This window comes from Janthinobacterium sp. DSP2-3-3, from assembly GCF_049897325.1.
Taxonomy (GTDB): domain Bacteria; phylum Pseudomonadota; class Gammaproteobacteria; order Burkholderiales; family Burkholderiaceae_D; genus Janthinobacterium.
The window spans coordinates 1-22539 of the sequence record NZ_JAFCWA010000019.1 but is presented as its reverse complement, the minus strand read 5'-3'; the positions used below and the strand labels follow the sequence as shown (position 1 = coordinate 22539).

At 62.7% G+C, this 22539-nt stretch carries 26 protein-coding genes; 4 read left to right on the top strand and 22 right to left on the bottom strand.

Annotated elements, in window-relative coordinates:
- Positions 1–71: 71 nt before the first annotated feature.
- Entirely contained in the window at positions 72–980 is a 909-nt protein-coding gene (locus ACP7DE_RS26380; protein WP_426074873.1) for a LysR family transcriptional regulator, read from the top strand.
- Here the strand turns inward: ACP7DE_RS26380 and ACP7DE_RS26375 are convergent.
- A complete protein-coding gene (locus tag ACP7DE_RS26375) occupies positions 977–1654 on the bottom strand; it encodes a phosphoribosylanthranilate isomerase (RefSeq protein WP_426074872.1) in 678 nt (225 codons plus the stop codon). The genes ACP7DE_RS26380 and ACP7DE_RS26375 overlap by 4 nt on opposite strands.
- A 127-nt stretch (positions 1655–1781) precedes the next feature.
- Between ACP7DE_RS26375 and ACP7DE_RS26370 the strand changes: the two genes are divergently transcribed.
- Together ACP7DE_RS26370 and ACP7DE_RS26365 are read left to right on the top strand one after the other, a co-directional pair.
- Positions 1782–2009: a hypothetical protein gene (locus ACP7DE_RS26370; RefSeq protein ID WP_070218305.1), complete on the top strand. Its 228-nt coding sequence runs from the start codon at positions 1782–1784 to the stop codon at positions 2007–2009.
- 81 nt (positions 2010–2090) lie between these two features.
- Positions 2091–2495 carry a hypothetical protein gene (locus ACP7DE_RS26365; RefSeq protein WP_426074871.1) on the top strand — a complete coding sequence of 135 codons (405 nt, stop codon included), beginning with the start codon at positions 2091–2093 and terminating at the stop codon, positions 2493–2495.
- Here the strand turns inward: ACP7DE_RS26365 and ACP7DE_RS26360 are convergent.
- The 12 genes from ACP7DE_RS26360 to ACP7DE_RS26305 all read right to left on the bottom strand — a co-directional run bounded on the left by ACP7DE_RS26360 (position 2492) and on the right by ACP7DE_RS26305 (position 15488).
- Positions 2492–3523: an RNA methyltransferase gene (locus ACP7DE_RS26360; protein ID WP_426074870.1), complete on the bottom strand. Its 1032-nt coding sequence runs from the start codon at positions 3521–3523 to the stop codon at positions 2492–2494. The genes ACP7DE_RS26365 and ACP7DE_RS26360 overlap by 4 nt on opposite strands.
- 64 nt (positions 3524–3587) lie before the next feature.
- Entirely contained in the window at positions 3588–3929 is a 342-nt protein-coding gene (locus tag ACP7DE_RS26355) for a zinc ribbon domain-containing protein YjdM (RefSeq protein WP_426074869.1), read from the bottom strand.
- A gap of 91 nt (positions 3930–4020) precedes the next feature.
- Positions 4021–4989 (bottom strand): CDF family Co(II)/Ni(II) efflux transporter DmeF, encoded by a 969-nt coding sequence (gene dmeF / locus ACP7DE_RS26350; RefSeq protein ID WP_426074868.1) that lies wholly within the window; start codon positions 4987–4989, stop codon positions 4021–4023.
- Positions 4990–5007: 18 nt separating this feature from the next.
- The gene (locus tag ACP7DE_RS26345) at positions 5008–5283 is read right to left on the bottom strand and encodes a metal/formaldehyde-sensitive transcriptional repressor (protein WP_426074867.1); all 276 of its coding nucleotides are present in this window, start codon (positions 5281–5283) and stop codon (positions 5008–5010) included.
- A 131-nt stretch (positions 5284–5414) separates the two neighbouring features.
- Complete coding sequence (locus tag ACP7DE_RS26340) at positions 5415–6251, bottom strand: redoxin family protein (protein WP_426074866.1); 837 nt, start codon at positions 6249–6251, stop codon at positions 5415–5417.
- A gap of 59 nt (positions 6252–6310) precedes the next feature.
- A complete protein-coding gene (locus tag ACP7DE_RS26335) occupies positions 6311–7009 on the bottom strand; it encodes a DUF2325 domain-containing protein (RefSeq protein WP_426074935.1) in 699 nt (232 codons plus the stop codon).
- Positions 7010–7139: 130 nt separating this feature from the next.
- Positions 7140–7745 carry a hypothetical protein gene (locus ACP7DE_RS26330; RefSeq protein WP_426074865.1) on the bottom strand — a complete coding sequence of 202 codons (606 nt, stop codon included), beginning with the start codon at positions 7743–7745 and terminating at the stop codon, positions 7140–7142.
- A gap of 189 nt (positions 7746–7934) precedes the next feature.
- On the bottom strand, positions 7935–9086 hold the full coding sequence (locus tag ACP7DE_RS26325; protein WP_426074864.1) for a tryptophan 7-halogenase: 1152 nt from the start codon (positions 9084–9086) through the stop codon (positions 7935–7937).
- Positions 9086–11260 (bottom strand): LodA/GoxA family CTQ-dependent oxidase, encoded by a 2175-nt coding sequence (locus tag ACP7DE_RS26320; RefSeq protein ID WP_426074863.1) that lies wholly within the window; start codon positions 11258–11260, stop codon positions 9086–9088. The genes ACP7DE_RS26325 and ACP7DE_RS26320 overlap by 1 nt, the downstream gene beginning before the upstream one ends.
- Positions 11261–11309: 49 nt before the next feature.
- Positions 11310–11672: a hypothetical protein gene (locus ACP7DE_RS26315; RefSeq protein WP_426074862.1), complete on the bottom strand. Its 363-nt coding sequence runs from the start codon at positions 11670–11672 to the stop codon at positions 11310–11312.
- Positions 11669–13375, bottom strand: a complete 1707-nt coding sequence (locus ACP7DE_RS26310; protein WP_426074861.1) for a tyrosinase family protein — start codon at positions 13373–13375, stop codon at positions 11669–11671. The genes ACP7DE_RS26315 and ACP7DE_RS26310 overlap by 4 nt, the downstream gene beginning before the upstream one ends.
- A 67-nt stretch (positions 13376–13442) precedes the next feature.
- Positions 13443–15488 (bottom strand): multicopper oxidase family protein, encoded by a 2046-nt coding sequence (locus tag ACP7DE_RS26305; RefSeq protein WP_426074860.1) that lies wholly within the window; start codon positions 15486–15488, stop codon positions 13443–13445.
- 502 nt (positions 15489–15990) lie between these two features.
- Between ACP7DE_RS26305 and ACP7DE_RS26300 the strand changes: the two genes are divergently transcribed.
- Positions 15991–17226, top strand: coding sequence for a tyrosine-type recombinase/integrase (locus ACP7DE_RS26300; RefSeq protein WP_426074859.1), 1236 nt, complete (start codon positions 15991–15993; stop codon positions 17224–17226).
- Positions 17227–17230: 4 nt separating this feature from the next.
- Here the strand turns inward: ACP7DE_RS26300 and ACP7DE_RS26295 are convergent, their stop codons facing one another.
- The 9 genes from ACP7DE_RS26295 to ACP7DE_RS26255 form a co-directional block, all read right to left on the bottom strand.
- A complete protein-coding gene (locus tag ACP7DE_RS26295) occupies positions 17231–17500 on the bottom strand; it encodes a hypothetical protein (RefSeq protein ID WP_426074858.1) in 270 nt (89 codons plus the stop codon).
- Positions 17497–17892 carry a hypothetical protein gene (locus ACP7DE_RS26290; RefSeq protein ID WP_426074857.1) on the bottom strand — a complete coding sequence of 132 codons (396 nt, stop codon included), beginning with the start codon at positions 17890–17892 and terminating at the stop codon, positions 17497–17499. Before ACP7DE_RS26290 ends, ACP7DE_RS26295 begins: the two co-directional genes overlap by 4 nt.
- The gene (locus tag ACP7DE_RS26285) at positions 17889–18326 is read right to left on the bottom strand and encodes a D-Ala-D-Ala carboxypeptidase family metallohydrolase (RefSeq protein WP_426074856.1); all 438 of its coding nucleotides are present in this window, start codon (positions 18324–18326) and stop codon (positions 17889–17891) included. Before ACP7DE_RS26285 ends, ACP7DE_RS26290 begins: the two co-directional genes overlap by 4 nt.
- Positions 18317–18577 carry a hypothetical protein gene (locus tag ACP7DE_RS26280; RefSeq protein ID WP_426074855.1) on the bottom strand — a complete coding sequence of 87 codons (261 nt, stop codon included), beginning with the start codon at positions 18575–18577 and terminating at the stop codon, positions 18317–18319. Before ACP7DE_RS26280 ends, ACP7DE_RS26285 begins: the two co-directional genes overlap by 10 nt.
- Positions 18574–18939, bottom strand: a complete 366-nt coding sequence (locus ACP7DE_RS26275) for a hypothetical protein (protein WP_071077676.1) — start codon at positions 18937–18939, stop codon at positions 18574–18576. The genes ACP7DE_RS26280 and ACP7DE_RS26275 overlap by 4 nt, the downstream gene beginning before the upstream one ends.
- A 166-nt stretch (positions 18940–19105) precedes the next feature.
- On the bottom strand, positions 19106–20968 hold the full coding sequence (locus ACP7DE_RS26270) for a hypothetical protein (protein ID WP_426074854.1): 1863 nt from the start codon (positions 20966–20968) through the stop codon (positions 19106–19108).
- Positions 20968–21798: a hypothetical protein gene (locus ACP7DE_RS26265; RefSeq protein WP_426074853.1), complete on the bottom strand. Its 831-nt coding sequence runs from the start codon at positions 21796–21798 to the stop codon at positions 20968–20970. Before ACP7DE_RS26265 ends, ACP7DE_RS26270 begins: the two co-directional genes overlap by 1 nt.
- A gap of 4 nt (positions 21799–21802) precedes the next feature.
- A complete protein-coding gene (locus ACP7DE_RS26260) occupies positions 21803–22093 on the bottom strand; it encodes a hypothetical protein (RefSeq protein WP_426074852.1) in 291 nt (96 codons plus the stop codon).
- 44 nt (positions 22094–22137) lie between these two features.
- On the bottom strand, positions 22138–22539 hold a 402-nt coding region (locus tag ACP7DE_RS26255; RefSeq protein ID WP_426074851.1), incomplete at its 5' end, for a hypothetical protein.

The window sequence follows — 22539 nt, the reverse complement described above, 5'->3', positions numbered from 1 at the left end:
CACTGTAGCCTGAACACCGGGGCAAGGCTAATATCAAATCAGGCATTCACCGATCTCGAAAAGGCATACGATTGATTTCCATCAGACAGTTCCGCTACTTTGTCGAAGTCGTCGATGCAGGCAGCTACTCGCGCGCAGCGGAAAAATTGTACATCGCACAGTCAGCCCTGAGCCGTCAGATCAAGGAGCTGGAAACCGAAGTACAAGCCTTGCTGCTGACGCGCGACGCGCGCCATATCGAACTGACGCCGGCGGGACAGGTATTTTATGAGCGGGCCAGGCGCATCCTCGAAGACATCGACGAAACCGTGCGCCAGACGCGCCATGTAGGGCAAGGGGCGCAAGGCATCATCCGCTTGCTGCATTCGAGCTCCGTGACCCTCACGCCCGCCATCGGCGCCGTGTTGAACCGGCTGCTGGCGCAATTTCCCGGCGTTTCGCTGGACGTATCGAAAGGCTCGTCGGAAAACCAGGCGGCCGATATCGAGGAAGGCCGCGCCGACCTGGGCCTGGTGCGCCTGCCCACCTTGCGCAAGCACGCCAATATCATCGTGCGCGAACTGTTTGCGGAAAAACTGGTGGTAGCCGTGTCAGCGATGTCGCCGCTGGCCGCGCTGCAGCGCACGACGATTGCCGCCCTGCGCGACGAGGCCTTCGTCTCGATCCCGCACAAGGACCGGGGCGGCCTCAGTTATCTGGTGGCGGGCCTGTGCCTGGCGCAGGGCTTCTTTCCGAAGGCCGCGCGCGCCCTGTCGCGCAAGACCTCGCAGCTGAACCTGATCGAGGCCAACATGGGCATCGCCATCGTCCCCGACAGCATGCGCCTGGTGGCACCGCCCGGCGTGCGTTTTATCATGCTGCCGGACGAGGAGTCGCATTCCATCGTCGGCCTGATCTCGCCGCGCGCGGCCAGCGGCATGGTGGCGGCATTTACGGAAGCGTTCGTGCGCGAGATGAACGCGTTGGCAACGACGGATTAACCTTCCGCATACAGCGCCGCATCCACGTCGCGCACGGCCGCCATCAACAGGGCCAGCTTCATGACATCGAGCTTGCCATCGGTGCGCACGCGCGAGCACAGGTCGATGCCGTAGGGGCGCACCTGGCGCAGCGCATCGGCCACGTTGGTGTCGTCCAGGCCGCCGGCCAGGAAGACAGGACGCGAACTGGCGCGCACGAAGCGCGCGCTGACAGACCAGTCGTGCGTGCGGCCCGTGCCGCCCAATTCCGGGACCAATGCGCCGGGACGTCCCGAATCGAGCAGGAAAGCATGCACATGGGGCGCATAGGCGGGAATCAGCGCCAAAGCCTCGGCCCCTGCCACGTGGATCACCTGCACGCGCCGCACATGCGGCAGCAAGCGCGCCAGCTGCGCCACCTCGCCGGGGTCGATATGCCCGACGATCTGCACGGTGGATGGTTGCGTGGCGCGCACGTGCTCGGCGATACGCTGCGCCGTCGTCTCGGCGGTCAGCAGGAACGTGGCCACGGGCGGCGGCGTCCAGGCGGCAATCTGCGCAATGCGCGCGTCGGGAATCGGGCCGGGCCCGGACGGCATGGCGGCCACCAGGCCCAGCGCGTCGGCGCCGGCGGCAATCGCCAGTTGCGCTTCGTCGATGGAAGCGATGCAGCAGATCTTGATGCGGGTTCTCATGGCCTTGCGTACTCAATCGGGATGATCAACATTACAACACAGGGCGCCACGCGCGCCAAGACACGCGGTCAAGGCCATGCACGATTGTGTGCCAGAATAGTGACATTGCCCACATCCAGAGGAATCCATGGCCGACTACAAAAACCCCAGCTACGTGGCCCGCTCGATGCACCCACGTTTTGATGAACTGACCTCGCCCGGCGAAGCCGTGCCGTATTCGGGCATCTACCGCTGCGACGGCTGCGCGCACGAGATCGTGTCGACGGAAGGCCACGTCATGCCGCCGCAAAACCACCATCAGCACAGCAGCGAGCAAGGTGCTATCCGCTGGCGCCTGATCGTCAGCCCGCGCTGATTGACACGCGCCAGGTGGCGGACGATACTTGATTACTTGATTGATCCGGGATCGCCATTGGAACGTCACTGGAACACCAGCATGCGCATCGTCGATTTTGAAGTCCGCAAGGAGTGTCCGCCGCAGCTGTGCGACTGCGAGCGCGAGCGCTTGCTGCGCGATCCGCAAGCGGACGTTTCCATCCTGCGTCTGAACCTGACGGAAGAAAAGCGCCTGCTGGCGCACATCGAGGGCATCGCCACGCATGCGCAGCTGCAAAAGCTGCAGCTGCTGCTGAAGGAAAACCTGGGCGTGGAATTGCAGATCGCGCCGGGCAGCGGCGAAGTGCGCACCGTGCGCGGCTTCCATATCCGCCTGCAAGAGCAGCCTGGCCTGTGCCGCAAGACGCGTGCCGCCATTCCGGCCGCCGTGCGGCGCTGCCTGGCCGCGCATCCCGAGATCGCGTTTGCGATACTGAATGAAAACGATTTGCTCGGTGGTGTTTAAGCGGCGCTGGCGCGGATGGGAATGACTTTCCCCTTTGCTGCGCGCGCGCGCAACTGCCCGCAGCCCCCCTCCACATCCTGCCCGGCCGAATCGCGCAATTTGGTCAGCACACCGCGCGCGTGCAGGGAGGCGGCAATGGCGCGCGCCTTTTCCCAACTGGGGCGCTTGAACGGCAAGTCGTCGATGGTGTTATACGGGATCATGTTGAGCACGGCGTATTTACCCTGCAAGAGCGCCACGATGCCATCCATCTCGTCGTCGCCATCATTGACACCATCCATCAAGGTCCATTGATACTGTACCGGGTAGCCAGTCAGGCGCGCATACGCTTCGCCGAACTCCACCAGTTCGCGCGGCGACAGCTTTGGTGCGCGCGGCAGCAGTTGTTCGCGCAGCTCCGCCTTGGTGGTGTGCAGGGACAGCGCCAGCGCCGGTTTGACGCGCCCTTGCGGCAGGCGCTCGAACGCGCGCGGGTCGCCCACCGTGGAAAACACCAGGTTCTTGTGGCCGATATTGCCCTCAGTGCCCAGCAGTTCGATCGCTTCCATCACATTGTTCAGGTTATGCGCCGGTTCGCCCATGCCCATGAAGACGACTTTTTTCACGGGACGCAGGGTGCGCGCCAGCACCACCTGCGCCACGATCTCGCCGCTGGTGACTTGCCGGATCAAGCCGTCGCGGCCCGTCATGCAGAACTGGCAGCCCACAGCGCACCCCACCTGGCTCGATACGCACAGGCCGTCGCGCGGCAGCAGCACGCTTTCCACCGTCTGGCCGTCATGCAGTCCCACCAGCAGGCGCGCGGAACCGTCCGCGCCAGGATGGCTACTGAGCAATTTCAGCATGCCCTGCAATTCGGCGTCCAGCGCAGGCAGGGCATCGCGCACGGGCAGCGGCAGGAAATCCTCGGCGCGGCGCCGGCCCTGGTCGTGCGGCTGTGCCTGTATCCAGTCGCGCAGCACGCGTTGTTCGTGCAAAGGCTTGGCGCCCAAGGCGCGCAGGCGCTGGCGGAGATGGTCGATTTGCATGGATTCTGAATAAAAAAACGGCGCGCAGAAATGAAGCCAGCGCGCCGTGTTACGGGTAAAAGCGTTACACTTTCTTGACGAACTCCGTCTTCAAGCTCATGGAACCGAAGCCATCGATCTTGCAGTCGATATCGTGGTCGCTGTCGACCAGGCGGATATTCTTGACCTTGGTGCCCATCTTGACGACACCGCCACCGCCCTTCAATTTCAAGTCCTTGATGACGCTGACCGTGTCGCCATCCTGCAGGATGTTGCCGGCCGAGTCGCGGTATACCTTGGCGCCATCTTCCGCTGCTTCTGCAGCCGTGGCCGACCATTCATGCGCGCATTCAGGGCAGATCAACTGGCTGCCGTCTTCATACGTGAATTCGGATTTGCATTGCGGGCATGGTGGTAATGTGCTCATTTTCTTCTCTGTCTGGTGAACAGCGCGTGCTGTAAAAGCCGACAGTATACTGCCTACGCCCTGCATCAGCGGGCTTTTTTCGCCATTCTTGTCAAGGACGGTGAACAATTTCGATGGTGCTATGGACAATTTCCTCGTGAATGCCGATGCGCGCGCGCAGCTCGGCGGCTGTCAGCGAGGGGTCGCGGCTGACCACGGACAGGGCGCACGAATACAGCTGTTTGCCCACGCGCCACACATGCAGGTCGACGAGGCGCGGCGTGTCGCCAGCGCTTTCCACTTCCACTGCCTCGCGTATTTCCGCCACCACAGGGTGGTCCATCTCGCGGTCCAGCAAGACCTTGCCCGTCTCGTGCATCAGCTTCTTCGCCCACAGCGCCACCAGCACTGCGCCCGCGATACCCATCACCGGATCGAGCCAGCGCCAGCCGTACAGCCAGGCGCCGGCTAGCGCAACGATGGCCAGCACGGACGTTGCGGCGTCGGCCAGCACGTGGATGTACGCGGCCTTCAGGTTCAGGTCTTCGCCATGGCCATGGTGATCATGGTGATTGTGATGCGCGTGTCCATGCTGATGGTCGTGGTCGTGGTCGTGGTGCCCGCCGAGGATCAGCGCACATACCAGGTTCACCAACAGGCCGAAGGCCGCCACCGCCATGGCTTGCGGATAATGTATCGCTTGCGGCGAGAACAGCCGTTCGACGGAAGCGGCCACCATCAGCACGGCCACGCCCAGCAGCAGGATGGCGCTGGTGTAGCCGGCCAGCACCTCGATCTTCCACGTGCCGAAGGCAAAGCGGGGATCGCGCGCATAGCGGCGCGCCGCCGCGTACGCAAACGCGGCCAGGCCGATGGCCAGCGCGTGCGAACTCATATGCCAGCCATCGGCCAGCAGGGCCATGGAGTTGTACCACCAGCCGGCGACGATTTCCAGCAGCATGGTCGCCAGGGTGATCCACATGACGATGCGCGCGCGGCGTTCCGCCTTGTCGCTGGCCCCGCCAAAAACGTGTTCGTGCTGCCAGGCGGACAGGTCTTCTTCGATATGTTGCAGTTTCATGCTGGTCTCTCCGACGGATTATTTGAGGTAGGTGCGCAGGATGGCGGCGATGTCGTCGGCGCCCCTGGCCCGTTCATCGCCGGAGATAGTCGGGCTGGCCACGTGCTCGCGCAAGTGCTCCTCGATGACTTCGGCCATCAAGCCGTTGACGGCGCCGCGCACGGCGGCGATCAGTTGCAGCACCTCGCCGCACTCGCGGCCCTCTTCCAGGCCCCGCTCCAGGCCTTCTACCTGCCCGCGGATGCGCTTCACGCGATTGAGCAGCTTGGTCTTGTTGTGCGCCGTGTGTCCCATGATTTTATCTCGATAAATACTATAGGGGGGTATACTATCAGAAAGAACCGACCGGCGGCCAGAGATAAAAAAAAGCCGCGCATCGGGAACGATGGCGACTGCATCAACAGCATGTGCAAGGACATGCCACGTCAGGACGGCGGCGCGATCTTTTGCAGCTTGCTGGCCAGCGAAGCATCGGACAATTCGCCCAGGTGGGTATCGACCAGGCGCCCATGGGCATCATAAAACAGGGTGGTGGGCAGGGCCGAGGAACCGGCCGCCTTGCCCAGCGCCGCCTCGCTGTCGAGCACCACATTGCGCAGGGTTACGCCGCTCCTCTCCAGGAAAGCGCTGGCGGCCGCCGCATCCTCGCGCTGGTTCGCATACACGAAAACGATATCGGCGCGCGCCTGCTGCGCCGCCGCCAGCACGGGCATCTCGCGTCGGCATGGCGGGCACCAACTGGCCCACAGGTTGACCACCATGGGCTTGCCGCCGGCCAGCGCCGCCAGAGTCACCGGTGCGCCATCGATAGTTTGCAGTGCCACGACAGGCAAGGCCGTCGGCTTGTCGTACGCCAGCGATATCCCTGCACTCAACACACCCCAGGCCAGCGCGCCGGACGTCACGCTGATGGCCAGCGGCCGGCGCATGGCCGCCATGGCGGGACGCCGGCAGCGCCACGCAGCGATGGCCATTGCAGCAGCGATGCCGGCAGGCGCCATGAAGCCGCCATCACGGATATTCAGGATGGACCAGGGAGCCGCCAAGGGGGCGCTGAAATACTGTTCATGCCAGCGCAAGACAAACGCCAGGCGCGCCGCCAGCAGGCCGGCGATCAGCAGGTCGGAAACCAGGGGGCCGGCGTCCGGCAGTTGGCGATAGCGCCGCAACCACCACGCCACGCCATAGGCGACGCACAGGGAGACGATCAGCAGGACGAGGCCCGTGGGCAGGGCCAGGGGACCGATTTGCAGGGACAGCATGGGCGCTTTCAGGGGCGTTGAATGGACGACCATTCTGCCCCATGCGGATTAAGCGGACGTTAAGAAGCGGCCAGCGCCTCCTTGCGCACGAAATGCATGGCTTGCGGCTGGTCCACCAGCACGCACTGCTTGCCCGTGCGCTTGCAATGGTCATGCACGCGCCAGTAAGCATCGTGGCTGACGCAGCCCGTCTGGCAAATCACCAGGTCGGCCGCCACCAGGCCCGCTTCCAGCGCCGCCGCATCGTCAGCGCCATCATCGCCGCCCGCGTGGTGCAGGAAGCGCCCGCCTGCCTGTTCGATGGCCAGCTGCGCCACGTTGGCGCCGACGGCCTGTTGGCCCGCATTCTGGTCCAGATAACTGCCCACATACAGCACGGCTTTTTCGCGCACGTCGGCCTGCAGGGCGGGCACGGGCACGACGGAAGGCGCGGACAGCCATTGCAGGCGCAGCAATTCGCGCATCAGATCCTGGACTCTTTCACCTAGCCACTCGACCTTGCGGGCCAGCCGGGCACGCGTCGGCAAGCCCGGCACGCTGGCCGCCAGTTCGGCCAGCTCATCGCGCGCCAGCGCCAGCTTTGTATCGCGGATCACGACTTGCGCCCGCGCGCACATCAATTCGGATTCCAGCTGCGCGATACGGGCCGCCTGTGCAGCCAGTTGCGCACTGCAACGGGCCTGCGCCCGCCCATACTCGCCCATCAGCACGCGATGCTCATGCGCAATCGCGTCCTCGTTGCCATACACACTGCCCATCATGCCCTCCTTCACCGCCCATGGCGCCGTGGCGCCAGCCCATCGCTACCCCATAGCTCGACATTATAAATGAGAATCATTATTATTTGTGTATGCGCGTGCGCGCGAGGGGCATGCGAGCGCCGTCGCATCATGCGGCAGGCGGGCAGGACAGCATGCGCTTCCAGACGTCATCCTGCACTTGCCGCACCTGCCGTAAGCCGTCGGGGCCGCGATAGATGTCCAGGGTGTTCGGCCATGCCATGTCGATGAACAACAGCCGTGCCGGATCGATCAACAGGGACTGGCCCACATAATTGCCCTTGATCTCTCCCTTGTTGACGGTCAGCAGGCGCGCGCCGCCCTCAAGCGTCCTCTCTTCCAGCGCCACGCCGCTGCGCTCAGCCACATCGCGCAGCCAGCGTTCGCGCCAGCGCGCCTGCTCCTCGAACTGCCCCTTGGGTGGCCGGTCCAGCTTGACGACGGCCGCCACGGGACCGCCGATACCCGCCTGCAGCGAAAAGCCCATGCGTTCCTGCAATTCGACCGTGTAGGCCTCGCCCTTGACGTCGATCTGGTAGCGCCCCGTCCCGTCCTGCACCAGCAGATCGGCCTGGTGATAGGCAAGCCGGACGCAATTGGCGTACTGATAGACAAGCACATCAAGGAACGGCGGTGCGGCCGGGGTGGACGCCGCCATGGCGGGCGACAGGCTGGCGCACAGGGCCGCAGCGGCCGCGCATTTCATCGTACTCATGCTTTCTCCGGTTCACGTGGAAAGACGATGACGGCCGGAAAGCACCTGCGGCACGCAATCAAAGCGCTCATATTAGCTATTTTGTATATTTCTTTCCGGCACATGATTCAATTGAATCGCGCTTGTTGGGCTTGAAGACTGGAATGCGGTCGCTCAAGGTGCAAACGCGCGCGCAGTAGACTGCCTGCCTCAGGAAGCCGCAGCCTGCGCACCGGCGTGCAACTGGCGCCAGAACGGCGCAGCAGGCCAGCGCTGCTCCCATGCATAGTATTGCCGGCGCTGCGCCAGGTACTGCGCATGGCGCAGCGCCACCGATTGCGCCACCGCGCCCAGGGTGGCGTGGCCGGCGATGGCGCCAGCGGCCGCCATGCCATTGGCGAGCGCCTTGACGATGCCTTGGGAGGTGACGGGATCGAAGGCCGAGGCGGCGTCGCCGATGGCCAGCCAGCCATCGCCATGCAGCCGGTCGAGGCAGTAGGACGGCGCGGGGAAACTCTGCACGCCGCCTGCCAGCGGCACTGCGCCGCGGGCCAGCGCAGCCGTGTTGGGCGCGGCCGCCAGCCATGCCAGCCAGTGTCCGGACTGCTGTAAGCGCCGCGCCTTGACAGTGGCCGCGTCACTGTAAAACGCCAGCAGCAAGGTGGCGTCGGGCAGATGGGCGCCATACCACCAGCCATGTTCGACCGCTTCCAGGTGCGTGAGGCCGGAACGGGCGCCAACCGGCGCGGCGAAGCGCATGGCCAGGCATACCAGCGGCAGCGTTTCGACCTTGCGGCTGCCGCGCTGGCGCGCGAAGACGGCACGCGTGCCGCTGGCATCGACCACCAGGTCGGCATGGATAGTGGCCTGCTGCGGGTGCGCCGGATCGCCCAGCATCAATTCCAGGGCAAAGCCGCCGCCTGGCGTCGGGGCCGACGTGGCCAGGCTGGCGCGCGTCAGCACCTCCGTCCCGCGCAAGCGCGCCTGCCGGGCCAGGAAACGGTTGAAGCGGGAACGCTCCAGATGCCAGCCGTGGCCCAGCGGATGCATCAGCGCATCGTTGTAGCCGCGCTTGTCGCTGCCCCACCAGGAACAGCTGCCATGGCAAGGCGCGTGCGCCTCGGCGAAGAACTCCTGCGCAATGCCCAGCGCCTGGAACAGGCGGTTGGCTTCGGGCGGAATGCTCTCGCCGATGCAAAATTGCGCGTAATCGCCCGCCTCGATGACGAGCACGTCGTGCACGCCATGCAGGGCCAGCGCCAGCGCGCAAGCGCAGCCGGCCGGGCCGCCGCCGATGATGGCGACCCGGTAGCGTTGCCGCGATGGCGATGGTGCGCCGGGACGGTCTGCAAGCGCCGGCATCAGAGTTTCGGTTTCGGCTGCGGCTTCGGCCGGTACACCTTGTCAATGGCCGTGTTGCGCCAATACTCGACCAGATTGCTTTCATCGCTGTCGAACAGGCTCTCGACTTCCAGGTAGTAGTCGCGGCAGATATTCTGCTTGCCCTGCGCCTGCGGGATGGCCGTGCTTTGCACCACCACCCCGATGCGCGGCCAGTTCAGCAAGAACTGCGCGCGGTCCTGATAGCGCCCTACATGCATGGCCGGCCGGTCGATTTCCGCGTCGGCGGGCGTGGTCGATGGCACGTCATCGGCCCGCGTGCCCTTGCCCCGCACGGAAAAACGCGGCGTCGGCAAATCCGTGCCGCTGGCAACGACGTCATCGTAGGTGTAGACGGCCACAGGCCGCTGCGCCGGCCAGGACGAGTACAGCAGCGTATTGATGCCATTGCCAGGGGTCGCCGTCGCCGCATCGATCGCTTCCTGATTATTCAGCAACTGGCGCCCGGGCGGCGTTTCCGGCAAATGGGTGGCGCACGAGTTGTAATCCGTATGCCACGGCAGGGCCATGAACTTGGACAGGTCGCCAGGCTGCACCGCCTCGCCGCGCAGCGGCGTGTATCCGCCCGTCAGAAAAGGTTTGTCCTTGACGGCCTTGCGGTAATCGAGGCGCTCGCCGTTGATGCGGAACGGTCCGCCGCTGTCGTGGCGCCGCCATGCCTGCCTATACAGTCCGGGGTCGCGCACGATAAAACTCATTTCGATGCCGGGACTGTAACGGCCGCCCAGGCAGTTGAACAGGACCGTGCGGTCCAGCGCCTCGCCGGCACCCAGCACGGCATCGCTGCCGGCCGGCGCATAGTGCTCGTGCGCCCACTGCTTCATGAAAAAGTACTGCGCCCGCGTCAGCGTCAGCAGGCCGCTGCCCGCGTCGCCCAGCGACAAGGGCATTTGCGGCGTCGCCGTCGCCAGCTCCGGCTGGTCCGGATCGCGGATGAAGTTCATGATGCGGTAGCCCTTCAAGCCGTCGGCCGCCATCTTGCCCAGCCGGTCATGCTCCTTGATCGCGCGCGGCGGCAGGCTGGTGGTCCACTTTTGTAGCGAGACGGCGCGCAGGATCGGCTGCACATCGGTACTGAAATCGCAGCGGTAGGCGGCCTGGTAACTGCCGTCCGCATAAATGGCGGGACGCAGCGCCATCTTTTCCAGCCAGGTGCAATACAGGTCGTCCCACAGCGACACCACGCTGGCCGTTTGCGGCGCATACGACGGGTCGCTGGAGATCACCCAGGCGCTGCCCTCGACGGCACGGCTGCTACCGTCGGCGAAGACCAGGCTGGCCGTGACGGGACCATCGGCCACGTCATCGAACCAGTGATCGTTGTTGACATTGTCGCCCAGGCTGGCACTGGCCGAATAATTGCCTTGCGCGTCAAAGCCGCACGCCTTGCCATAGCCGCCCAGTACCAGCAGGCGGCCATTGTTTTCCGTCGTGATGGCGCCCAGCGAGGCTATGATGCCGCCCGTGATGGCGCCAGGTCCATGGCCATCCGCGCCTGGCGGCCCGCTGCGGGGAAACGACACGGGATAGGCGGGCAAGGCGCATACGGCGCCGCTGTCGGCATTCACGCAGGAAGGTTCGGTGGCGGCGTCAAACTGCAGCACCGCCTGGCGCGATGCCAGTAGCGTGCGCGGACCCGCGTCGATGACCAGCAGTGTACGGCGCTGCAGCTCGTCGCCGATGAAGTTCTTGTTGCGCATGTCCGGCGCGCGGCCATGCTCAAAGGGGGCGACGCCATCGCCACCCAGCCAGCTATTCGCCTTCTTGTTGGCCAGGTGCACGGTCCACACGATGTCCTGGACGCGCTTGCCATCGACCATGCTGCCGATGACCACTTCGACCGGCGTGCCCTGCTTGCCGAGCGGGTACGTTTCAGTACCCGCCGCGTCATCGAAAGCATATTGAAAAATCCGGAAACGGGCCGCCTGCCGCTTGAGTTTCCCGCTGCCGTCGCGCAGTTCGGTGCTGAGGATCGTGGTGTCTTCTGTGCCCGGCCGGATCGGCAAGCCCCCCGTGCAGGTCTTGCCCTGCAACTCCATGCCCGCCATGCTTTCCGGACCGAGATAATATTCTTCGCTGTTGCCGACACGGGCGATGCCGATGGCCGGATGGATTCTTAACGCGGTGTATGCCATGCTGAACTCCTGGTAATCGAAGATGTCTGTGCCGCCAGGCACGCGAAACTTACGGCTGCATGCCGTCCCGCACCCACTGGTCGAACATGTCGATGCCTTCCTGCGGCATCGGCCCGTCAGGCGGCATGGGATGGGGCGCAGACTGGACATACTCGCCCTCTTTGCCGCCCCGTTGCGGCAGGCGGTGCGCGGCGCTCACCAGCCACGTCCCGCTCGCCGTGTCATAGTCGTAGCCATGCAGGGCCACCTGAATCTGGTAGTAGAAATCCTTCACGCTCTCATACTCGTTCAGGCGCAGCAGGCGCACGCCCGAGGACGAAGGGTTGTTCAGCTTGACCTTGTTCATATCCGCGACATATTTGGAAAACACGCCTTGCACATCGCGTTTGAAGCTTTTTGGCGCGCTCATCATTTCACTCCTTCATAGCTGGGCTGGGGAGGCGAGCGTCGATCGACGATGGCGACCGACGGTTTGGAGAAATCGTCTTGCCGGATCAGGCCGCGCCCCTTGTCATTGGTGGTAATGGCCGTCGTGATGCGCCATGTCTGGCCGCGCTTCCTAGGCACCAGGCTGTCGACGATGCTGGTGATATCGACGTCGATGGCGTAAGCCTTGTGCGCATGCGTGCCGGACAGCGCCCAGTGGCTGGTACTGGTGATCAGGTAACGGTCGCGGAACTGCTTGTCGCCGAGCCGCACGGCCACGTTCGCAGGGTGCAGATACACATCGGCCTGGAAACTGTAGTCTTCCATGGCATGGGCGCGATCCAGGTGCAAGTTGGCGCGCTTGTCTTTGGCGAGCGGCGCCCTGGCGATGGTATAGCTGCCGTTCAGGACGACGTCGGGCCGGGCGACCGTGCCATCGCTGGCCTCATCGCTCAACAGGGCGGCGAACAGGCTTTTCTGGTTGTCGCCAAAGGCGAAACCGGCTTGCTGACGCTGATCGATCAGTGCTTGCAAGTCCTTTTTCCGCACGAACTCGCCGCCATAGGTGGGCTGGAAGCCATACCCCTGCTTGATGGTGTCGAAGTAAATCCCGGCCTGCCCCATGTTCGCCGTATAGCTGCCCGAATCGGTCCGCTGCGGATCGCCATCGCCCGCATTCCAGCCGACGGGCCTGGCAAGGCCGGCATCCTGTTCGCTGCGCAGGAAGGTGTTGCGGCCGCTGCCCCGGATGCCGCTGTCGCCATGCTCATCCAGCCATTTTTCAAAACTGTAATCGAGAAAATTATGGAAGGCGTAAAACAGCGGGTCCAGGCCTGCCGTGATGTTGTCCCCCATATTGCCGCCCATGTAAAAGGCGTGCATGTGATTGTGGATGCGCGTTTCCAGGTTGCCACCGCCGCCGCTGCCATACTCGTCGCCGCCGAAATTGTTCCAGTCCATGTAGTAGATCTGGTAGCCCAGCAAGTTCGGCGAGGCGGTGGCCATGGAACTGTCGAGGCTACCCTTGATGCGGGTCGAGTCATACAACGGCGAATCGACGTCCTCGAAGGCTTTCGGATAGCGCACGCCGCTGGGCTTGCGAGTGAAGTTCCAGTACGGCAGCGCGACATTGCGCGTGCTCGGTCCCCGCTCGCCATTCGGATCGGCGGCCTGCAAGGCTTGCTCATAGAAATACAGCTGCGCCCGGTGCCATTGCAGGAAGGTATTTTTCTGGTGTTCGCACTCGCCCGGGAATTCCAGATGGGCATTGTCCTGCGTCGGCGGCTTGTCGAGGAAATAGGCAACATCGCAGCTATTGCGCGACGGGTCGCTCAGCAGCCACTTCAAGCCCTCGCCAGGCAGGGATGCCTGGCGGTCGTTGAACACATCGACGGACGGACAGTTGTGCACCCAGGCTTGCCACAGGAAGCCGCGCCGATCGTACACGTTTTCCTGACTCTTGCGTTTCATCTCGCTCACCGCATGCTTGAAAGCGTCAAGCTCGGCCGGAGTCAAGTCATCGATATTCTTGCGGTAACGCACGACGCGCGCGCCGCCCTGCTCCGCCTGGGCCAACAACGCGGGACTGCAACGGGCGACAGCCAGCGCGCCCGTGTCGGCGCCGGCCTGGGCGCCGGTGCACGCCAGGCCAGCCAGCAGGGAAAAGGTCAAGGTTTTCATGCGTAACATGGGCAGATGCTCCAGAGACAGGTTGGAAGGGGTGCAAGCGCGGCAAGCGCGCTTGCGCCAGGAACGCTCAGTGGCCGTGTCCGCCCACGTCGCCACCGCCCTTGCCATCCGGAAGCACCACCTTGACGTTTTGCATCATGCCCTGGTCTTCATGCTCGAGGATGTGACAATGCAGCACGTATTCGCCGATGTAGCGCTGATAACGCGTGGCAATCTCGATCTTGTGGTTCGCCATCACCAGCAAGGTGTCTTTCCACGTGCCGATCAGATCCTGGTACTGCGCATCGACCGTGCCGCCGTCGGTGCGGGTGATGCCGATGATCTGGAAGGGGTTGACGTGAATATGGAAGGGATGGTTGCCATTCTTCGAAGCGAGCTCCCAAATCTGCTCGGTGCCCAGCACCAGCGTGTGGTCGACGCGGTGCGGATCATAGACATACTTCATCTCGGGGGTCGGCGAGTCTTCCGGCTTGCCTTCCACCATGAAACGGGTCTTGCCGTCCACCGTGGCAATATTGAAGGTCGCGTACTCTTTCGTCTTGCCGCGCATCGCGTCCTTTGCCGCCGCGCTGAAACTGGCATGCGGGACGAACTTGCCGAGCTTGAGGCCATCCTCCAGGTCGCCGAGGATGGTGCTCTTGACACTATCGGGCAACTGGGCACCGGGAAGGCTCTTGACGGCATTGCGCAACTCGGCCAGCAGGAATTCGCGCGGCGACTCGCCCGCCCTGGCGCGGGACGATGCCTTGGCGTTGCTCTTGGCGGCGATCACGCCGATCAAGCGCGTGTTGTTGACGTCATGCATTGTCGTCATGTTGTTGACGTTGGTTTCCGCATACACGCAATAGGCGCCGGCTTTCGGCAGCGAAAACAGGATATCGCTGCGGTAGCCCGGTTGCAGGTAATTGAGCGTCTTGGGGATGATCCGGTCGTGCGTCAAGCCGTCGCTGGCCACCTCGAACTGCGTGACGTCCTCGCCATCGCACAACTCCATCACGTCCTTGTCCTGGTTGGCCACGCTGAGCGCCTTGAACAGCTTTTGCGGATCATTCGCGCGGCGGATGCGCAGCACCACGGTTGCCTGGAAACCCGTGTCGATCATGCGCCAGCGATACAGGCGCTGCGTCTTCATCTTCAGCACCGGCTGCACCTTGCCATTGACCGAGGTATAGCGGCCCGACTTCAGCCAGGCATTCTTGTCTTCGACCTGATCGAAATCCTCCAGCACGCCCACCGCATCCTTGTCGCACGGCCTCGCCGACACCAGGCTGTTGCTGGGGCAGTCATACGGAATTTGCTGTAGCAGCATCACTTCGCCGGCGCTGCCACTGCCATCATCGGGCTGGAACTGTTTCAGCACGACGTCAAGGTCGCCATTCGCCGTGGCGGTCGGATAACGCTCGCCTTCGACCACCAGCGCCCCGGCCATGCCGCTGGCGACCTGCATCGCCGTCGCGCCATGCTGGTGTGGGTGATACCAGAACGTCCCGGCCGGGTGGTCGATGGGAATATTGTATTCATACTCGAAATCCACACCAGGCTTGATCGATATCAACACATTGTCGCTATTGCCAGAAGGCGAGACCCACAAGCCATGCGAATGCAGATTGGTGTCGTTGAAGCAGCCGCGCGGACGCGCCGCATTGATATCTTTTGTAGCGCACTGCTCGGCAGGCAGCGCCGGCAACTGGTTGTACAGTTTGAAGCGCACGGTCTGCCCCGGCGCCATCACCACGGTGGGCGCCATGAAGGTGGCGGCATTCTCGTCGCGTCCATCGAGCGCCAGGCCGTTCGTCTGCTGGTAGGAACGCAGGCGCACCTTGTCATGCTTGGCCGTGGTCGGGTTATAGATGGTGCCGTTGGCATAGCGGATATACATGTCATAGGATTTTTCAAACTCGTCGCGCCTGCTCGCCGCGCGGTTGGCAGGCCTGGCGCGCGCCTTCAGTTTCGGCGGCTCCTGCAGCAGGCGCAGCTCGACATTGGGCACGGACTTCAGATCGAGGTCGAGATTGAGATTAACGCTGCTTTCCGCAGCGAAGGCGGTACTGCAGGCAAACGGCATGGCGGCCAGGCACAGCAACGCGTGCCTGCGGGGAAGACGATAGGACATGACAACTCCTTGATTGGACTCGGCAATGGAAGCATGGCTGGCCATGCATATAATTATTTTAAATTAGTAACATTGCTATTATCCATAATGACAAAGAGTCAATACTCACACTAAGTCACTTGTTGCATTTATGGCTGAGGGGGATGGGGCCGATGGGGCGCTGGCTGCTAGTGCCTGATGTGAGGGGACGGCGTTGGCCGCTGCGCGGCCAACGGCCCGCGCGCAGCGCGGTGCTTGGGCGATTCGGAGAGGGTTGGGCCGGCACGGCCCAACCCTTCGAATCCCACCGTTCCGTCCAGACAAATAAAAAAGCCTCCCGCAGGGGAGGCTTTTTTATTTGATTCTGGCGGAGACGGTGTCCGCCAAAGTGATGTTCGCAAAACGTCGCTTGATGCCTCTACGCCCTTGATTTTATGCGTTATTTTTTCCAATTAGTCCGCTTGGCGTCGCTTGAGTACGGTAAAATCCGCACTCTATGTGTGGGTAGGAATGGGGGTAGGAGATGGCGCGGACGGTTGAAAAATTGACGGCATTGACAGTGAGTCGGGCAAAAACGCCTGGGTATTTTGGCGATGGTGCAGGCCTGTACTTGCAGGTATCGAATACAGGCACCAAGAGCTGGATCTTCCGCTATACGCGCGAGCGCAAGCAGCGCGAGATGGGCCTTGGCGCCGTGCACACTGTAACCCTAGCCGAGGCGCGTGGCAAGGCGCGGGATTGCCGGGCGCTGCTGCTGGAAGGGAAAGACCCACTGGAAACGCGTGCTGCCGACAAGCTGACCGATGCGCTGGATCGCGCTCGGGCAATCACGTTCAACCAATGCTCCAGCGCCTACATCGCCGCGCACCGTGGCAGCTGGAAAAACGTCAAGCACGCGGAGCAGTGGGAAAACACGTTGGCGACCTACGCCGCGCCCTTTATCGGAGACTTGCCCGTGGCCGCCGTCGACACCGGCCTGGTCGTCAAGGTGCTGAGCCCCATCTGGCAGGAAAAGACGGAGACGGCCACCAGGTTGCGCGGCCGTATCGAGAGCATTCTGGACTGGGCGACCGTCAGCAAGTACCGCGTTGGCGAAAATCCGGCAAGATGGCGCGGCCACCTGGATAACCTGCTGGCGGATCCCGGCAAGCTTGGGAGGGTGAAGCACCACCCTGCCCTGCCGTGGCAGGATGTGGGCGGATTCATGAAAGAGCTGCGCCAGCGCGACGGCATGTCGGCGCGCGCCGTGGAATTTGCGATCCTCACTGCGGCTCGGTCAGGCGAGGTCCGAGGCGCGGTATGGGAGGAAATCGACTTGGACTGCGCGCTGTGGACAATCCCGGCCGTCCGGATGAAGGCCGGCCGGGAGCACCGCATCCCACTATCGGCCGAAGCGATCGCGCTGCTCAAGCAGATGCCGCGCGTGGAAAAGCATGTTTTCCCTGGGAGTAAAAGGGCCACGCCGCTATCCGATATGAGCCTGACGGCAGTGCTGCGCAGGATGGATCGGAACGATATCACCGTGCACGGCTTCCGGTCGACGTTCCGCGACTGGTGCTCGGAATCGGTTGCGAACTCGTTCCCGCGCGAGGTGTGTGAACACGCGCTGGCGCACAGCTTGCCGGATAAGGTCGAGGCCGCGTATCGCCGAGGCGACCTACTGGAGAAACGCATCCTGCTGATGCAGGTGTGGTCGAACTACTGCAACTCCGTGCCGGTTGTGGCTAGCGTGACGGCAATCCGTGGGGCGACGGTGTAGGAATCTAGCGGCACCCTGCCACAACCGCCTCCAGTTCGCTCTCATACCTCCGACCACGCAGCCAGTCTCGCGCCAACGCCAGGACGATCTCTCCATCCGTTGCCGTCGGCGCCAGCTTGTCGAATTCGTAGGTCGGGCGCGGCATTTGCACCTTTACACATGGTGTAAATACTGGAATCTCGACGCGCACGGGAGCCGGCGGCGCGCTGGCGCAGCCGGCAAGCAGCATGACAGAGATAAGTTGTAAAGCGTTCCTTGACAGCTGAATGCTCATCGCACGCCCTCCAGCAGCAGCCTGACGGCCGGCATAGCCTCGTCGCAGGTGTTGGCGCGCGCGCCAGCGACCTGCGCCAGGGCCGCGTCATACTTCTTGCCCTTGGCAGCGGCGGCCGCCTGTGCCGCCGCGCCGCGCGCCTGTGCCGCCAGGGTTGCCTTGGCCATCCCATCGATGGCGCGGTTTTGCTCGGCAATGGAGCTGCGCAGCTGCGCGCTGACGCCCTGCTCCAGCACCAGCGCCGCGCGTGCCACATCACGGTCGCTGGCGGCAAGCCACCAGCAGGTGCCAGTGGAGCTGGCCACCAGCAACAGCATGGCAGCCAGCGCGATAGCCGCCGCCTTCCAGATGCCGCTGACGGCGCCGGCCGCCAACGTGCCCAGCGCGCTCATACGATGCCCGCCACGTAGATGATGCCGCCGCCAGCAAACTTGGCCGTCAGCACCTGGCGACGCGGCGCGCCCGTCGACAAGCCGATATGCACCCACGTGCCCTCGTAGATCAACTGATCGAAGGCGATATCGCTTTGGCGGATCAGCAGGGCCAGCGCCTTGGGCGTCAGCTTGGCCGTGCTGATATCGGCGGCCAGGCCCTGCACGTGCGCGCTATTGCCCGCGCCTCCCACGGCCTTGTTCAGCGCGGGCGAGCGGTAACCGCTGGAAATGGCAATGGGCGCCCCCACCAGCGCGCGCACCTGCTCCAGCAGCACGGCCAGGCGCGTGAGGTTGGCGACGATGGCGGGTGCAGGGGTGTTGTCGATGCCCTTGCGGGTGGCCACCTGCGAGGCGACCAGTTCGGCCAGTGAGAAATTTTTACTCAGTTGCATGACGATCCCTTCCAGAACGATGAGCGCCGGTCGACGCAGACTAGCGCAGCGATGCCACAATGGAGCAGCACCTCGGGCCAGGCCGGTGTCACGCCGAACAGCAGCACGGCGGCGGCACCGGCCGTGAGCGCGATCCACGTGATACGGATAGGGCTGCCCGTGCCAGGCCGCATGTGATTGAGCTCGACGAACAGCCCTCGCGCCAGCACGATGGCCGCCGCCGCCATGTCGATCAAATACAAAATGTTCATGGCACGTCTCCTTTCTTGCGCAACCAGGCGAATGCGGCCGGGATGATGACCTGGGCGCACAGGCCCAGGCCCGCTGCGGCGGCGATACGGATACCCGATTCGCCGGCGCTCGACAGGAATGGGAAATAATTGGCTGCGGTGACGCTAGCCACCGGCGCGAACCAGCCGGCGATCAGCGAGGAGCCGATCACGCTGCCGGCGATCTGCGGTCCACGCATGGGTGGCAGGTAGGAAAGTGAGACTAGGCCGCCGGCCAGGCCGGCCAGCAGCGCGTCATACTGCACGCCCAGGATGGACCCGGTCAGGGTGATGGTGCCGGCGGCGATGGCGATGCCGACGGTGCTGCTTGCAGGTTCAGCCATATTGGCCTTTCGGATTGAGTATGTGGGTGGATTGCTCTAGAGCAGCAGCTAGCGCTGACATTACGAGCATGGCTGTCTCATTTCTAGGGAAAGGTGAGACAGTATTTTTCTGATGCTGGAAATGAAAAAACCCGCCGAAGCGGGTTTGTGGTGGAGTGCTGCTGTGCTACACGACCTTGACCATCACATAGGCCCTGCCGTCGGGCTCAATCGAAATCACGCGGCCGACGGCATCGAGGTACTGCGAATGCGTGAGGTCTGCCTTGCGGACGGGAATACCCTTGATTCCGGCACCGTCCTGCACCGGCACGATGTATTCACCTGGCTGGGCGCCTTGCACGTTGACCGGCACGCGGCCGGCGATGGCTATGCGGTCGACCTTCTGGCGCTCGACTTCCAGCGCCGCGTCGAAGGTGGCCATGGCCTCGGCGTCCTGCTGAACGGCGATGCTGTGGGCGGCCAGCGCGGCGGTGTAGGCGGCCTGCTTTTCTGCCCACTCGTCATTGGTGTCACCTGCCTCCGGTACCACGTCCTCATATTCCGGTGGATTAGTGCCGGGAACTGGCTGCTGCGTGACTACGTCTTCACGGCGCAGGGGCTGGGTCGGCGTTGCTCCAGCCTGGGCAGGCGGGCGCGCTCCTACGTCGTTGGCCCAGGAATCACCACCAACGAACGAGGGCGCGGTCGATTTGATCGAGAACATGACGGCATCGGCCCACATGTCAGTGACTTTATTATCGGCGGTGATGCCAACAATCTGGCCAGCAGCTACGATGCCGCACATCGAGCTTTTGAAAATATACTCGGCGTAATCGTTGCCCATGGTATTAACAGTGCCAGCAGAAGATACACTCCTGCCCGATGAAGAATTCTTCCCAATGTAGAGTACATTCCCTGAGTTATTCCACCCGCCAGTACCGTCCGCTGCGAGAACAGCTATGCTTGGAGCAACGGCACCATCTCTCCCGACATACAGAATTTCATTACCCTGAGAATTGCCTCTACTAATATTGTGGCGCAAGGTAGATGCGTCAGTACTGCCTGCCTTTAACAGTGGCACAAACACTATACCAGTTCCTTTCACCGTAATTAGATCGCCACCCCAGTAATTTGATTGTGTGTCATATGCCCTGAGAGTCATATTGTAACTATCTTTATACAGGTTGTTGGATACCCCATTATTATTGCCCGCAGACGTGAACCAGCTGAAGCAGCCGGGGGAGGTGGTTCCCGCTACTCCTCCAACTCCAATTCGTAAGCTATCCCTTTCCTGGCCAGCCGCCATATTGAGGCCGCCAGGGGCCAATGACGACGTAGTAATTGATCCATCGCCCACCGAGAGTATTTCATTAACTAGAAGACCCTTTCCGCCAGCGTTTGAAGCGCCCCTCCACCGTGGTGGAATGTGGATTGGGTTTCCCGGCCCTGTCGCCGAATCAAATACTACCGTTCCCGCTGGTGTCGAGTTAGTTTCAACAGGCAATGCATACGTCGTTGTGTTTATCCCAGTCAAATCGAATGACATAGTTGAAAAAACACTACTATCAAAAAAAGCATAAACGTCATGCTTTCCGTCGGCACGTCTTACGACCATGATGCGAGATTGCCAAATTATTGGACCTTCAATGTGCCAGTCCACATAGAACCCCTCGCGCACACCCATGAATATAGTGAAGGGGCTTGAACTAGATGCGGCCCAGCTATTATTAAACACACCACGAATAAGTAGGTTTGCATTTGCTCCCGCATTTGACTCGCCAATCGTAGCAATAAGTATCCAGCGAGTGATCCCAGCACCATTAGTCGCGTAGTTATAGCCGTATTTGGCGGTGGTGCTTACCCCGAAAGCAATATCCGTTCTGAGGGGGAGCCCAGGATCAAGCCACTCCGGCGTGATCTTTCCATTCGGCCCGCCAAGTGGCGACCGCCCCACCGCTGGCGTATACGATGCCACCACAGCGCCGCGCCCGGCCAGCTCATTCAGGCGCCGAATCGTATCCTTCTGGCCATAGTAAAAAAAGTCGCCCATTACATTTCCTCGATTTCGATGTTGGTGGCATATGCCTGGTAGTACGGGGTGGTGATGGCGGAATTGCTGGCGATGCGGCCGTACACCTGGTGCGCCTGTTCGAGCTCGCCGTCGTCACTGTCTGGATACAGGCTGATCAGCAACGGACGCGACAGTCCGTTGCCGCGCACGATGCGCCACACCTCGGCTCGGTCCAGCGGAGTCATATGATCGAGCGCAAGCGTGAGCTTGCGATACAGCGCACCACGTCCGACTGTTTGCCCGCCGGCGCCATTGCGGTACTGGGTGCTGGTGTCGACCGACGTGACGCCGGCACCATACGAGGCGTTTTGCTCCGGACTCCAGTAAGGGCCGATCACCAGGCGCGCCGCCTCGATGTAGCCGGCCGGGTTGTCCGGATCGGCCAGTTCGATGATCAGCTTCTTGATGCTGACCATCGGGAGCCAGCAGCGCGCATACGTGCCGCCGCCGTAGCTGAAGGCGTTCACGCCCAGCTGCAGCGCGCCCCAGTCCCACATGCCCAGCCTGGCGTACTCGCATGCCGCCACGGCGCCCGTATCGAAATCGGGCACAGCATCGCCTGGCTCGACGTAGCCGTGCACGCGGATCGTCGCCGTTGGCGTCAGGTTGCAAAATGGCAGGGCCACGCCGCCGATGATCTCGGGCGTGGGCCAGGTGGCGGTGACGCTCAGGGCCAGTCCTATCGAGCGCAGCACCTCATGCTTTCCTTCGCGCTGCAGGTTGACCACGCCCAGCGCGCCGGCCTGGCTCGATGCCGTCAGCGCGGCACGGTCGGCGGCATTGTCATAAATGATTCGCAGGTTCGTCATCGGTTCAATCCTTGGATGCCTTGAGCAAAGCAACCGCCTGCGCATAGGTGATATCGACGCCGTAGCGCATGAGCAATGCGGCGGCACGCTCCAGAGAAATACCGCCGGCAGCCAGTTGTGCGCGGTAGCCGCGCACTTCGGCGCCCAGGCGGAAGCGTGCCGACATGGCGTAACGCAACAGCCATGGCAACACGCCACAATTGCGCTGCTCGCGGTAATGCACCATTTCGTGCAAAAGCAGCGCGCTGTCGCCACGCGAGGCCGGCCGTACCAGGATGAGAGGCCAGACGGTCATGGCATCGAATCTTGCGGGTATGTATCGGGTTGAAATTATCATGGCTATCCGCAGTGGTAGGTGCAGGCGATCAAACGGGTTTCTGATGGCGTGTTGAATGAAATCGGCTCGCGCGCCTTGGCGACCGTGTAGGAATGTAAAACATCGTCCGCCTGGCGCATGCCCTTGCCAGGCATGCTGGACGTGGTGATGTAGTCGCCGGCCTTGATATCGCCGCCTTCGCCGCAGACATTGATCTGACCTTCGCCAACCGAGTTCAGGGTGATCAATTTGTACTTCTCAGCCATAAAAGCCAGACCAATAATGCCCTTGAGTGCTGCTGGCGGATCCTCCGGGTCCAGCGGGCGCTGGCCAACGAAGACACCGATTACGTTTTTCTGCTGCGGCCTGGTGGCCAGTACATTGATCGCAATCGTATTCGAGATACCGCCGTGGTGAGCAATCGC